Genomic DNA, 13,121 nt, shown 5'->3' with positions numbered 1-13,121 from the left:
GCTGGTCGAGGGCTTGAAACGCTTCCAGCGCTGGCAGGGGCTGGAAGCCGACGGTGCGATAGGTCCGCGCACCCGCGAATGGCTGAACGTCTCGCCGCAGCTGCGCGTGTCGCTGCTGGCGCTGAATATTCAGCGTCTGCGTCTGTTACCGGACGATATGCATAACGGTATAATGGTCAACATCCCCAACTACTCACTGGCCTATTACGTCAACGGTAACGAAATCCTCTCATCAAGGGTGATCGTCGGCCGGCCGGATCGTAAAACGCCGCTGATGCGCAGCGCGCTGAACAACGTGGTGCTCAACCCGCCGTGGAACGTGCCGACCACCCTGATACGCAAAGATATCGTGCCAAAGGTGAAACAGGATCCGTCATACCTCTACAAGCACAACTACCAGCTGTTGTCTGGCTGGAGCAGTGAAGCAGAGGTCATTGATCCGTCGATGATTGACTGGAGCATGGTGTCGGCGTCGTCGTTCCCGTACCGCATTCGCCAGGCGCCGGGGCCAACTAACTCGCTGGGGCGCTATAAGTTCAATATGCCGAGTTCGGACGCCATCTATCTGCACGACACGCCTAATCACGGCCTGTTCCAGAAAGATATCCGTGCCCTGAGCTCCGGCTGCGTGCGTGTTAACCGCGCCTCCGATCTGGCCAGCCTGCTGCTGCGCGACGTCGGCTGGAACGACAACCGTATTTCCAGCACGCTGAAAGAGGGGGACACGCGCTTTGTCTCTATCCGCCAGCGCGTACCGGTCAACCTCTATTATCTGACCGCCTGGGTGGCCGATGACGGCCAGCCGCAGTTCCGTACAGATATTTACAATTATGATCAAACCGCGCGCTCCGGCGTTCAGGTGCTGGCGCGGGCTGGTCAGTTATTGCTCTAATGGTTGATTAATCAGCAGTTCCCACCGCCGCTGCGCGCTGCCTCCGGGCGAGTTCAGCGGCCACTCTCCTGAGCGTGATCTCTATTGTCGCAGCCGGCGGTTGACGGCAAACGCCTCCGCGGTTATGGTTCGGAACGGTGTACAAAATGCACCATTCCGACTTCTTTAGCCAGGTAATACAGATTAATGGATAAATTCGACTCTCATCGCCGTAAATTGCTGACGCTGGGTGGCGCAGCACTGGGTATGGCACTGCTTCCCGGACAGGCTTTCGCGTCACTCTCTACTTCGCGCCCGCGGGTTCTGACGCTGAGCAACCTCAACACCGGTGAATCCTTAAAGACTGAATTTTTCAACGGAAAAAGTTACGATAAGTCGGAGTTAACGCGCCTTAATCACTTTTTCCGCGACTACCGGGCCAATAAAACAAAAAGTATCGACCCCCAGCTGTTCGACCATCTCTTCCGCCTGCAGGCGTTGCTCGGTACGCGCAAGCCAGTCCAGCTAATCTCCGGTTACCGTTCGCTGAATACCAACAATGAACTCCGTTCGCACAGCAGGGGCGTGGCAAAACACAGCTATCACACCCTTGGCCAGGCGATGGATTTTCATATTGAGGGAATTGCATTAAACAATATTCGCAAAGCCGCCGTAGCCATGAAGGCGGGGGGTGTAGGATACTACCCGAGCAGTAACTTTGTGCATATTGATACCGGTCCGGTACGGAACTGGTAAGAATGAGATTCCCGGCGCCACGAGGGCGCCGGTAACGGAGCGTTATGGATTATCATATTATCCCGGTCACCGCCTTTTCGCAGAACTGTTCGGTGATTTGGTGCCCGCAGACGCGGGAAGCCGCGCTGGTCGATCCCGGCGGCGATGCGGAAAAAATTAAGCAGGAGGTAGCGTCGCTCGGCGTTAAGCTGACCCGGATCCTGCTGACTCACGGACACCTTGACCACGTGGGTGCCGCCGCCGAACTGGCCGGCCACTATGGTCTGCCGATCGTTGGTCCGCATAAGGCCGACCTGTTCTGGCTGGAAAATCTGCCGACCCAGAGCCAGATGTTTGGCTTTGCGCCCTGTGCACCGCTGACGCCGGACCGCTGGCTGGAAGAGGGGGAGACGGTGCAGGTGGGCAACACCGAGCTGGAAATCCTGCTCTGCCCCGGCCATACGCCGGGCCATATCGTGTTCTTCGACCGTGCCGGCCGTCTGCTGGTTTCCGGCGACGTTATCTTTAACGGTGGCGTCGGGCGTTCTGATTTCCCGCAGGGCAGCCACGACGATCTAATCGCTTCGATTATTCACAAGCTGCTGCCGCTGGGCGATGACGTAACCTTCCTGCCGGGGCACGGGCCGATCTCAACCCTGGGCCGTGAGCGCATCAGTAATCCATTTTTGCAGTAGTCTGACGGTCTGCAGGTCAGCCAAAAAAGAACCCCGCGTACTACGCGGGGTTTTTCGTTGCGGGAAGCCTGCTGCTACGCAGGCTTTTTTATGGGCTGCGGTCCGCGGGTTACAGCACGGCGACGATGGCTTCGCACAGGGGTGCCATATTATCCGGCGTCATCCCGGCCACGTTAACGCGGCCGGAGTTGACGGCATACACGGCAAACTCATCGCGCAGGCGGATAACCTGTTCTTTGGTCAGGCCGCTGAACGAAAACATGCCGTTCTGGTTGATGATAAAGCTGAAGTCACCCTGTGCGCCTTTCTCCTGCAGCGTGTTCACAAACAGCTGGCGCATACGCTGAATACGCTGGCGCATATCGGCCAGCTCCTGCTCCCACAGGGCGCGCAGGTCGCTGTTGCCAAGGATGGTCGCCACCACCGCAGCGCCGTGTGACGGCGGGTTAGAGTAGTTGGCGCGAATGGTCGCTTTAACCTGGCTGAAGGCGGTGTCGGCAACGTCGGCCGTGGCGGCGACCAGCGTAAAGGCGCCCACGCGCTCATTATACAGGCCGAAATTTTTCGAATATGAGCTGCAGACGATCAGCTCCTGATGCCCGGCGGCGAAAAGTCGCAGGCCGCCGGCATCCTCTTCCAGCCCACGGGCGAAGCCCTGATAGGCGAAGTCAAACAGCGGCAGCCAGCCTTTGCTCTGTGAAAGCGCGGCCAGCTGGGCCCACTGCTCTGCCGTCGGGTCGATCCCGGTCGGGTTATGGCAGCAGCCGTGGAACAGCACCACGTCGCCTGCCTCGGCGGCGTTCAGGCTGTTCAGCAGGCCATCGAAATCCAGCGCGTGTTTTTCAGCGTCGTAATAGTCGTATTCACACACTTCCAGACCGGCAGCGGCAAACACATTTTTGTGATTTGGCCAGCTTGGGTTACTTACCCATACGCGCTTAGCCGGGGTCTGGGTGGCGATAAAGTCTGCCGCCACGCGCAGCGCGCCGGTGCCGCCCGGGGTCTGAGCGGTACGCGCGCGCTTCGCGCCGGTCAGCGCGCTGTCAGCGCCGAACAGCAACGCCTGCGTGCAGCTGCCGAAGTCGGCAATGCCGTCGATGCCGAGGTAGTTTTTGGTGGTTTCGTTTTCCAGCAGGATCTGCTCAGCTTTTTTAACGCTGGTCAGCACCGGCGTTTTGCCGGTCTCATCTTTGTACACGCCGATGCCGAGATTGATTTTATGCGTGCGGTCATCTGCGCGGAACAGGTCGGCTAAGCCGAGAATCGGGTCGGCGGGTGCGGCGGCAATACGTTCAAACATAGTCGGAGTCCGTTAAGCTTGGTTAAAGCGAAGAGAGGACTCAGGTTAACGCCAGCCGGGGGAAATTACCAACCGTTTGCGCTGAAAAAAACGCAAAAGCGGCGCAGGATCAAAACAGCAGCTTAGCGGCGGTCATGCACAGTGCGGCGATGCCGATGATGGTACCGATAACCCATTGGGTCTGGCTGGTCATCTGCTTATACAGTCCACCTACCTGTTGGTGGATGCCACCCACTTCTTTGCGCAGATCACCCACTTCTTTGCGGACATCACCCACTTCTTTGCGGACATCACCCAATTCTTTGCGGACATCACCAACTTCTTTGCGGACATCACCCACCTCCTTACGGATTTCTCCCATCCCTTGTTGCATCTCACCGCGCAACTGGCTGTGCTCTTGATGCATCTCACCGCGCAACTGGCTGTGCTCCTGATGCATCTCCCCGCGCAGTTGGTTGAAGCCCTGATGCATCTCGGTACGGAGTTCGGCGAGGTCGCTTTTGGTGGCAAAGGTTGCCGATCGTGCGTTGAGCACGGCAAGCTCCAGTGTACGCTGGGCGTTATCCTGTTCCAGTCGCTCTGTGCGCTGCATGAACATATCCATTGTTACTCCCTGGCGAAAGATTGAAATTCGAGTGTACCGCCTGAACAAAATAAGTACAGCCTCTGTGGCTGGGGAATTGGAAGTTAATCGAGGAGTTGAGAAACGGCTCGCAACCGTAGTGACGCTGTTTCAGTTACCTACATTGCTGGCGAGTGAGGAGGGGAAGTGCGGAAACGCAAACGGGGCCCGAAGGCCCCGTGGGATGCATGATGCGGCTGGCCTGAGCCATCCGCATTCAGCAATCAGAACTGGTACTGCAGGCCAACGCCAACTACGTCGTCGGTAGAGATACCGGCTGCGCGGGTGTTGTCATTAGCGTCCAGCAGGTTGATTTTGTAATCAACATAGGTGGACATGTTTTTGTTGAAGTAGTAGGTAGAGCCCACGGAAACGTACTTGTACAGATCCTGGTCGCCCACGCCTTCGATGTCCTTGCCTTTAGACTGAACGTAGGCCAGGGATGGACGCAGACCGAAATCGAACTGGTACTGAGCTACCGCTTCGAATTTCTGCTCTTTGTTCACTGCGCCGTTCAGCTCAACGCCGCCCACATCTGCAGAGATGTTGGTAGAGTTACGGGTTTCACCGTACATGGCTGCCAGGTATACGTTGTTCGCGTCGTATTTAACCGCGGTAGACCAGGCTTCAGCGTTGCTGCTGCCGTTAGCAAAGAACTCATTTTTCTGGTTGTTTGTACGGTCAGACTTAGAGTAAGCACCGGTAACCGCAACACCTACTGGAGAGGTGTAAGTTACAGAAGTGCCCCAGCCGTCGCCGTTAGCCTGAGCGGCGCCACGGCCTGTGCCTTCTTCGCTGTTCTTGCCCTGGTACTGCAGAGCGAAGTCCAGGCCGTCAACCAGACCGAAGAAGTTCTTGTTACGGTAAGTAGCCAGACCGTTAGAGCGGCCAACCATGAAGTTATCGTTGTAACCAGAGTCACCGCCGAATACTGGCAGCACGTCGGTCCATGCCAGTGGGTCGTAGCCTACACCGTAGTTACGGCCGTAGTCGAATGAACCGGCATCGCCGAATTTCAGACCTGCGAAGCCAACACGAGTTTTAGAACCCTTGGTGCCTTCTGCTTCAGCAACGTTCGCCTGAACGTTGTATTCCCACTGGCCGTAACCGGTCAGCTGATCGTTAATCTGGGTTTCGCCTTTAAAGCCGAAACGAACGTAAGAAGCATCGCCGTCGTCGCCAGCGTTGTCAGAGAAGGTGTGACGCGCATCAACTTTACCGTACAGGTCCAGTTTGTTGCCATCTTTGTTATAGATTTCTGCAGCGTTAACGGCACCTGCTGCTAACAGAGCAGGGATAACTACTGCAAGAATGTTGCGCTTCATCATTTTATTACCCTCATTGGAGTTATTTTGGACACCTGCCACTGCCGTCAATAATTCTTTACAGAACTACGAAGAGAGTTTGGTGTCTTCCTGTGTCTGCACGCATCTTTCCACTCACAGATTACTTAAGCCAGCCCGAAAATGCTACTAATCTCCTATTCTTGTTGCAGAAAGAAAGTATGTGTTTCAAGATGTAAAAAACACGGAACTTTGTGAGTCAAATCAAAATTTACAGAAATAAAAAAAGGCCAGCTAAGCTGGCCTTAATATATATATGAATTTCTTATAATTAATGCTGAAATCAGAAGGTCGCACTGCGTGGCGTGCGTGGGAACGCGATAACATCTCTTACATTTTGTACGCCGGTGACATAGGCGATTAAACGTTCGAAACCTAAACCGAAACCAGAATGTGGCACGGTGCCGTAGCGACGCAGGTCACGATACCACCAGTAATCTTCTTTATTCAGACCCATCTCGGCCAGGCGCGCATCCAGCACGTCCAGGCGCTCTTCACGCTGCGAACCACCGATGATTTCACCGATGCCCGGGGCCAGAACGTCCATCGCCGCTACGGTCTTGCCGTCATCGTTGAGGCGCATATAGAAGGCTTTAATGTCTTTCGGGTAGTTTTTCACCACCACCGGCGCTTTAAAGTGCTTCTCGGCCAGGTAGCGCTCGTGCTCGGAGGAGAGGTCAATCCCCCACGAGACCGGGTTTTCAAAGTTCTGACCCGAGGCCAGCAGGATCTCTACCGCTTCGGTGTAGTCCACCTGGGCGAAATCGGTGGTAACAAAGCGCTCCAGGCGAGCAATCGCGTCTTTATCAATGCGCTCGGCGAAGAAGGCCATATCATCGGCACGCTCGGCAAGCACCGCTTTAAACACGTACTTCAGCATCGCTTCCGCCAGTGCGGCGTTGTCTTCCAGATCGGCGAAGGCCACTTCCGGCTCCAGCATCCAGAACTCCGCCAGATGGCGGCTGGTGTGCGAGTTTTCCGCACGGAAGGTCGGGCCAAAGGTGTAGATCTTAGAGATGGCGCTGGCGTAGGTTTCGCCGTTCAGCTGACCGGAAACGGTGAGGAAGGCTTCTTTACCAAAGAAATCTTCATCATAGTTGACCTTACCTTCCGGCGTGCGCGGCAGGTTTTCCAGGTCCAGCGTCGAGACGCGGAACATTTCACCGGCACCTTCGGTATCCGATGCGGTAATCAGCGGGGTGGAGACCCAGAAGAATCCCTGCTCATCAAAGAAGCGGTGCAGTGCCTGGGCCAGCGTGTGGCGCACGCGGGCGACCGCACCGATCAGGTTGGTGCGCGGGCGCAGGTGCGCCACTTCACGCAGGTACTCTATACTGTGGCGTTTGGCCGCCATCGGGTAGGTATCCGGATCGTCAACCCAGCCGACCACCTTCACCGCAGTGGCCTGAATTTCAAAGCTCTGGCCTTCGCCTGGAGATTCGACAATCTTACCGGTGATTTCAACCGAACAGCCGGTGGTCAGGCGCAGCACGTCTTCCTGATAATTATTCAGAGAATTATTGACGACGGCCTGAACGGGATTAAAGCAGGAACCGTCGTAAACGGCGATAAAGGAAATACCGGCTTTTGAATCTCTTCGGGTACGCACCCAGCCACGTACGGTGACTTCGCTGTCAACCGCGACCCGGCCGTGCAGTACATCCGCTACAGGCACAACGCTCATATCAGTCTCTCACTGTTAATCTGAAAGGAAAATTTACCCCGAATTTAGGGTGTTGCTATGTTACTTGCCAGGCGAGGAGAAACAAGCGGAATTAGAGGAACGGGGCAGATTTCTTGCAGGCCACGCTTGCAGGGACGGCTGCTGCCGGCCCTGCTGTGGCGATCAGCTGGCTTTTTTCACCCGTGGCAGGTCAAAGGCTTTACGCAGGGCGTGAACGAAGGCCTGATCCTCGCAGATGGTTTTGCCGGGGCTGTCGGAAAGCTTGGCCACCGGTTTGCCGTTGCACTCCACCAGCTTAATCACGATATTCAGCGGTTTCACCTGGGGAATATCGCAGGTCAGGCGGGTGCCAATGCCGAACACCAGGTTGACGCGCTGGTCGAAATGGCGGTAGAGGGCGACCGCACTGTCGAGATCCAGGTTATCGGAGAAAACCAGCGTTTTGGTCAGCGGGTCAATCCCCAGCTGCTGATAGTGGGCGATGGCTTTCTCGCCCCATTCAAACGGGTCGCCGGAGTCATGGCGCAGCCCCTGGTAGGCGCTGGCAAAGTTACGGCCGAAATCGCGCAGGAAGGCGTCCATGGTAATACAGTCGGTCAGCGCAATCCCCAGCTGATCCGGGTACTCCTCCAGCCACGCCTGCAGCGCCGCCCGCTGGCTGTTGGCCAGTACCGGGCTGATCTGCTGATGCGCCTGGAACCACTCGTGGGCCTGGGTGCCGACCGGCGCAATGCCCAGCTGGCGGGCAACTTCATAGTTGCTGGAGCCCACCAGCCACGGGAAGCTCTGGTGCAGGGTGGTCACGATGGCCAGCTGCACGTCGTGGGAGAAACGGCGGCGGGTGCCGAAATCCATCAGCCGGAAACGCGACATATCCAGATCGGCGGTCAGCCCGGCAAACTGCGCCAGCTTGCTCTGCAGCTTCTCTACCGCCATTGCCGGCGTCACCTCAGGTGAACGGTGGCGGTGTACCACCTCACTGATTAACGCCAGCAACGGCACTTCCCACATGATCACTTCACGCCACGGACCGCTGATGCGGATATCCAGCCGCCCCTGCAGGTTGCGCACCCGCACCTGCTGCGGGTCATAACGAAACGCGCGCAGCCAGTCAAGGTAGTCCGCCTTAAAGAACGGCAGGCTGCTGAGATAGGCGTGTTCGTCCTCCGTTAACGCCAGCGACGCCATGCTGGCAATCTGCTGATTGATCTCATCAGCATAGATGCCTAACAGGTCGTCGCCGCGACAGCGAAATTCAGCGGCCACGGTGACATCGTGATAGCGGTGGTACACCGCCTGCTGCATGTGGAGCTTATAGGCGTCAGTATCGAGAAGCGTCTTTAAAATGGGGGAAGCGTGTCGTGTCATGGTGCGTTTCAGCATCCTCTGGCGAAGAGCGTTATCCCTGGAAAAAAGTAGCAAAAGTCGCAGGAGTATAACCTGATTACTTATTTAGTGAAGCCGATCACAGCACAATTCGGCCAGCCAGGTCGAGCACATTTTGCAGGCATGTTAACGCAATGTGTCAATTTGCCACATTGACGCCATTCGGTGTGATTCAACATGGCAACCGGACGCTAACAGGCATAGACTTGAAAAGGTTAACTAATTATCGACGTGAGAAGAACTTATGACGCAACTGCCGCAGGCCAAAAACCGCCATGATTATCGCGCACCCGATTTTACCATTACTGATATCGATCTGACCTTTATCCTGGATGCAGCCACCACCCGGGTCACGGCGGTCAGCCAGGTCAAACGGCTCGGCGGCCCTGATGCCGCGCTGCAGCTGGATGGAGCAGAAGAGCTGACGCTGATCTCGCTGCACGTCAATGACCAGCCGTGGCCGCACTACCGCCTGCAGGAGGGCGCACTGACCGTAGAGCAGTTGCCCGATGCTTTCACCCTGACCATCGTTAACGATATTCACCCGGACAAAAATACCGCGCTGGAAGGGCTGTATCAGTCCGGCGAAGCGCTCTGCACCCAGTGTGAGGCAGAAGGTTTCCGCCATATTACCTGGTATCTCGATCGTCCGGACGTGCTGGCACGTTTTACCACCACCCTGATTGCCGACCGCGCCCGTTACCCGTACCTGCTCTCCAACGGCAACCGCCTTGACGGCGGGCAGCTGGAGGATGGCCGCCACTGGATGAAGTGGCAGGATCCGTTCCCTAAACCCTGCTACCTGTTCGCGCTGGTAGCCGGTGATTTTGACGTGCTGCGCGACAGCTTTACCACCCGTTCCGGCCGCGAGGTGGCGCTGGAGATTTTCGTCGACCACGGCAACCTCGATCGCGCCGACTGGGCGATGACTTCGCTGAAAAACAGCATGAAATGGGATGAAGAGCGCTTTGGCCTCGAGTACGACCTCGACATCTTTATGATCGTTGCCGTCGACTTCTTTAATATGGGCGCGATGGAGAATAAAGGCCTCAACGTCTTTAACTCGAAATACGTTCTGGCGAAGGCCGCCACCGCTACCGATAAGGATTATCTCGGTATTGAGGCGGTGATCGGCCACGAATATTTCCACAACTGGACCGGCAACCGCGTGACCTGCCGCGACTGGTTCCAGCTCAGCCTGAAAGAGGGGCTGACCGTGTTCCGCGATCAGGAGTTCAGCTCCGATCTTGGCTCACGGCCGGTGAACCGCATCGATAACGTGCGCGTGATGCGCGGCGCGCAGTTTGCCGAAGACGCCAGCCCGATGGCGCATCCGATCCGGCCTGAGCAGGTGATCGAGATGAACAACTTCTATACGCTGACGGTATATGAGAAGGGATCGGAAGTGATCCGCATGCTGCACACGCTGCTCGGCGAAGCCAGCTTCCAGAAGGGCATGCAGCTCTACTTTGAGCGGCATGACGGCAGCGCGGCCACCTGTGACGACTTTGTGCAGGCGATGGAGGATGCGTCTAACGTCGATCTGTCGCAGTTCCGCCGCTGGTACAGCCAGTCCGGCACGCCGGTGCTGACGGTGCGGGATGACTACAGCCCTGAGCTGCAGCAGTATACATTGCACGTGGCCCAGGCCACGCCGCCGACCGCCGACCGTCAGGAGAAGCTGCCGCTGCATATTCCGCTGGATATCGAGCTGTACGACGCGCAGGGTAAGGTGATTCCACTGCAGCACAATGGGCACCCGGTGCACCACGTGCTTAACGTGACCGAGAGCGTGCAGACCTTTATCTTTGACCGGGTGCCACAGCCGCCGGTGCCGTCGCTGCTGCGCGAATTTTCCGCGCCGGTGAAGCTGGACTACAACTGGAGCGATGCGCAGCTGACCTTCCTGATGCGCCACGCCCGCAATGACTTCTCTCGCTGGGATGCGGCCCAGAGCCTGCTGGCAACCCATATCAAGCTGAACGTCGCGCGCCAGCAGCAGGATCAGCCGCTGTCGCTGCCGCTGCACGTGGCAGATGCCTTCCGCGCGGTGCTGCTGGAAGAGAACAGCGATCCGGCGCTGATGGCGCTGATCCTGTCGCTGCCGGGTGAAAACGAGATCGCCGAGCTGTTTGACACCATCGACCCGCAGGCCATCGCGGCGGTCCGCGAGGCGCTGATGCGCACGCTGGCGGGCGAGCTGGCGGACGAGCTACTGGCGGTGTATCGCGCTAACCACAGCACGGAGTACCGGGTGGAACATGCCGAGATCGCGAAGCGTTCGCTGAAAAACGTCTGCCTGAGCTATCTGGCCTTTGGCGATGCGGAGCAGGCCGACAGGCTGGTCAGCGCCCAGTACCACGCGGCCAACAACATGACCGATACCGTAGCGGCGCTCTCCGCCGCGGTAGCCGCGCAGCTGCCGTGCCGGACAGCCCTGCTGGCCGATTTTGACGACCGCTGGCATCAGGATGGTCTGGTGATGGATAAGTGGTTTATGCTGCAGGCCACCGGCCCGGGGGAGGATGTGCTGACGCAGGTGCGTGCGTTGTTAAACCACCGCTCGTTCACCCTCGGCAACCCAAACCGGGTTCGCTCGCTGATCGGCGCGTTTGCCGCCAGCAACCCGGCGGCATTCCATGCAGCCGACGGCAGCGGTTATCAGTTCCTGGTGGAGATCCTCACCGATCTCAACACCCGCAACCCGCAGGTGGCGGCGCGGATGATCGAGCCGCTGATTCGCCTGAAGCGTTACGACAGCGGCCGCCAGGCGCTGATGCGTCAGGCGCTGGAGCAGTTGCAGGGGCTTGATAAGCTGTCCGGGGATCTGTTCGAGAAGATCAGCAAAGCGCTGAATGCCTGATCGTGGGTGAAATTGCCGGGCTGACCCGGCAATTTCACCTTCTGCAACATCCGCTGAGTTCCTAACCTCCAACCGGCGCCAGTTCAATGAACAGCGCCGGTTGTTTCAACAGCGCTTCATCCAGCGCCGCCCAGCTCAGGTTATGGGCCGTGTTGCCGCCCTTCACCTGCACAATAATGTGCTGCAGTGCCTGCACGTTCGTTTTTCGTTTTGAGAAGTGATTGCGGTACAACCAGTCCTCCAGTTCATAGTTCTGACTGACGTTGACAAATTTGTTGTCGGCCTTGTACATAACAGATCCCTCATTATTCTTCCGGCAGTGATGTCGGTTAAGTGAACCTGCCACCAATCTGGCAGGTTGAGCAGGGTGCCCGCTCAACACAATGGGGGTAACTGTGGCGCAATGCATTCGGTGGATCGTCCAAAATTGCAGCAGCTGCGTGCTGCCGCGGAGGGCGCTGTCTGCCGATCTACCGCTGATGCCGGGCTATCTTGTCCGGCGCAAAATCGTGGGCGACCTGTTCGCCGTGTGCCCGCACCTGTTGCGGCTGGGGAATTTCGGGTATCTGCAGGTCAAGGTGCGGAAACAGCAGCTCGCCCACCCGGTACGCCTCTTCCAGATGCGGATAGCCGGAGAGGATAAAGGTTTCGATACCGAGATCGGCATACTCCTGCATGCGGGCGGCAATGGTTGGACCATCGCCCACCAGCGCCGTGCCGGCACCACTGCGTACCAGGCCGACGCCGGCCCACAGGTTCGGGCTGATCTCCAGCCGGTCGCGTTTGCCGCCATGCAACGCCGCCATCCGCTGCTGGCCGACGGAGTCGGTTTTCGCCAGTTTCGCCTGGGCCTGCGCAATAGTGTCGTCATCCACGTGGGCGATCAGCCGTTCTGCCGCCTGCCAGGCCTCTTCATTGGTTTCCCGCACGATAATATGCAGGCGAATGCCAAAACGCAGCCTGCGTCCCTGCGCGGCGGCCTTCGCCTGCACCCCGGCGAGCTTCTCTTTCACCTGCGCCGGTGGCTCGCCCCAGGTCAGATAGACGTCGACCTGCTCGGCGGCCAGATCCTGCGCCACCTCAGACGAACCACCAAACCACAGCTGCGGTCGCGGCTGCTGGACCGGCTTAAACATCAGCCGCGCACCGCGCACGTTAACATGCCTACCTTCGTAATCAACGGTCTCACCTTCAATCACCCGTCGCCAGACGCGGGTAAACTCGGCGGACTCCGCGTAGCGTTCGCGGTGGTCGAGGAACACGCCGTCGCCGGCCAGCTCTTCCGCATCGCCGCCGGTGACCAGATTAAAGATCGCGCGTCCGCTGGAGAGACGATCGAGCGTGGCCGCCTGACGCGCCGCCTGGGTAGGCGAGGTGACGCCGGGGCGCAGCGCCACCAGAAAACGCAGGCGCTGGGTCACCGGGATCAGCGACGCGGCCACCAGCCAGGCATCCTCGCAGGAGCGGCCGGTCGGAATCAATACGCCACCAAAACCGAGCCTGTCGGTCGCCTGGGCAATCTGCTGCAGATAGGCATAATCCACCGGGCGGGCACCCTGGTTGGTGCCAAGATAATGACCGTCGCCGTGCGTCGGCAGAAACCAGAATACGGACAGGCTCAT

General features: G+C 58.0%; 11 protein-coding genes. 4 read left to right on the top strand and 7 right to left on the bottom strand.

What is annotated here, in order from left to right; all coding sequences use genetic code 11:
* The 3 genes from ldtD to NV64_RS06980 all read left to right on the top strand — a co-directional run.
* Nucleotides 1-892 (top strand): L,D-transpeptidase (gene ldtD / locus NV64_RS23925; RefSeq protein ID WP_233208939.1); only part of this gene is annotated, 892 nt, incomplete at its 5' end.
* A gap of 186 nt (nucleotides 893-1,078) precedes the next feature.
* Entirely contained in the window at nucleotides 1,079-1,627 is a 549-nt protein-coding gene (locus tag NV64_RS06985; protein WP_056236865.1) for a YcbK family protein, read from the top strand.
* A gap of 44 nt (nucleotides 1,628-1,671) precedes the next feature.
* Nucleotides 1,672-2,301, top strand: a complete 630-nt coding sequence (locus tag NV64_RS06980) for an MBL fold metallo-hydrolase (RefSeq protein WP_056236864.1) — start codon at nucleotides 1,672-1,674, stop codon at nucleotides 2,299-2,301.
* Between the two features lie 109 nt (nucleotides 2,302-2,410).
* Here NV64_RS06980 and NV64_RS06975 read toward each other — a convergent pair whose 3' ends face one another.
* From NV64_RS06975 to pncB, 5 genes are all read right to left on the bottom strand, one after another.
* Nucleotides 2,411-3,601 carry an amino acid aminotransferase gene (locus NV64_RS06975; protein ID WP_056236862.1) on the bottom strand — a complete coding sequence of 397 codons (1,191 nt, stop codon included), beginning with the start codon at nucleotides 3,599-3,601 and terminating at the stop codon, nucleotides 2,411-2,413.
* A 109-nt stretch (nucleotides 3,602-3,710) separates the two neighbouring features.
* On the bottom strand, nucleotides 3,711-4,205 hold the full coding sequence (locus NV64_RS06970) for a DUF1640 domain-containing protein (protein ID WP_101505605.1): 495 nt from the start codon (nucleotides 4,203-4,205) through the stop codon (nucleotides 3,711-3,713).
* A 242-nt stretch (nucleotides 4,206-4,447) separates the two neighbouring features.
* Entirely contained in the window at nucleotides 4,448-5,551 is a 1,104-nt protein-coding gene (ompC, locus tag NV64_RS06965) for a porin OmpC (protein WP_056236859.1), read from the bottom strand.
* Between the two features lie 298 nt (nucleotides 5,552-5,849).
* The gene (gene asnS, locus NV64_RS06960) at nucleotides 5,850-7,250 is read right to left on the bottom strand and encodes an asparagine--tRNA ligase (protein ID WP_056236857.1); all 1,401 of its coding nucleotides are present in this window, start codon (nucleotides 7,248-7,250) and stop codon (nucleotides 5,850-5,852) included.
* Between the two features lie 162 nt (nucleotides 7,251-7,412).
* Nucleotides 7,413-8,618 carry a nicotinate phosphoribosyltransferase gene (gene pncB, locus NV64_RS06955; protein ID WP_101505614.1) on the bottom strand — a complete coding sequence of 402 codons (1,206 nt, stop codon included), beginning with the start codon at nucleotides 8,616-8,618 and terminating at the stop codon, nucleotides 7,413-7,415.
* Nucleotides 8,619-8,880: 262 nt separating this feature from the next.
* Here pncB and pepN point away from each other — a divergent pair, with 262 nt between their 5' ends.
* Nucleotides 8,881-11,499 (top strand): aminopeptidase N, encoded by a 2,619-nt coding sequence (pepN, locus tag NV64_RS06950; protein ID WP_101505604.1) that lies wholly within the window; start codon nucleotides 8,881-8,883, stop codon nucleotides 11,497-11,499.
* A gap of 61 nt (nucleotides 11,500-11,560) precedes the next feature.
* Here the strand turns inward: pepN and NV64_RS06945 are convergent, their stop codons facing one another.
* The gene (locus NV64_RS06945) at nucleotides 11,561-11,791 is read right to left on the bottom strand and encodes a hypothetical protein (protein WP_101505603.1); all 231 of its coding nucleotides are present in this window, start codon (nucleotides 11,789-11,791) and stop codon (nucleotides 11,561-11,563) included.
* A gap of 178 nt (nucleotides 11,792-11,969) precedes the next feature.
* Nucleotides 11,970-13,121 (bottom strand): FMNH2-dependent alkanesulfonate monooxygenase, encoded by a 1,152-nt coding sequence (gene ssuD, locus NV64_RS06940; RefSeq protein ID WP_056236852.1) that lies wholly within the window; start codon nucleotides 13,119-13,121, stop codon nucleotides 11,970-11,972.

It is taken from the genome of Erwinia sp. B116, from assembly GCF_002865965.1.
Lineage (GTDB): Bacteria > Pseudomonadota > Gammaproteobacteria > Enterobacterales > Enterobacteriaceae > Erwinia.
Note: the sequence above shows the minus strand (reverse complement) of the source record. Positions and strands in the feature narration are given on the sequence as shown.

Excerpts from the sequence above, each read along its gene's own strand:
- NV64_RS06985 (WP_056236865.1), top strand. The coding sequence starts at position 1,079 with ATGGATAAATTCGACTCTCATCGCCGTAAATTGCTGACGCTGGGTGGC.
- NV64_RS06980 (WP_056236864.1), top strand. The coding sequence starts at position 1,672 with ATGGATTATCATATTATCCCGGTCACCGCCTTTTCGCAGAACTGTTCG.
- NV64_RS06975 (WP_056236862.1), bottom strand. The coding sequence starts at position 3,601 with ATGTTTGAACGTATTGCCGCCGCACCCGCCGACCCGATTCTCGGCTTA.
- NV64_RS06970 (WP_101505605.1), bottom strand. The coding sequence starts at position 4,205 with ATGGATATGTTCATGCAGCGCACAGAGCGACTGGAACAGGATAACGCC.
- ompC (WP_056236859.1), bottom strand. The coding sequence starts at position 5,551 with ATGATGAAGCGCAACATTCTTGCAGTAGTTATCCCTGCTCTGTTAGCA.
- asnS (WP_056236857.1), bottom strand. The coding sequence starts at position 7,250 with ATGAGCGTTGTGCCTGTAGCGGATGTACTGCACGGCCGGGTCGCGGTT.
- pncB (WP_101505614.1), bottom strand. The coding sequence starts at position 8,618 with ATGACACGACACGCTTCCCCCATTTTAAAGACGCTTCTCGATACTGAC.
- pepN (WP_101505604.1), top strand. The coding sequence starts at position 8,881 with ATGACGCAACTGCCGCAGGCCAAAAACCGCCATGATTATCGCGCACCC.
- NV64_RS06945 (WP_101505603.1), bottom strand. The coding sequence starts at position 11,791 with ATGTACAAGGCCGACAACAAATTTGTCAACGTCAGTCAGAACTATGAA.
- ssuD (WP_056236852.1), bottom strand. The coding sequence starts at position 13,121 with ATGAGCCTGTCCGTATTCTGGTTTCTGCCGACGCACGGCGACGGTCAT.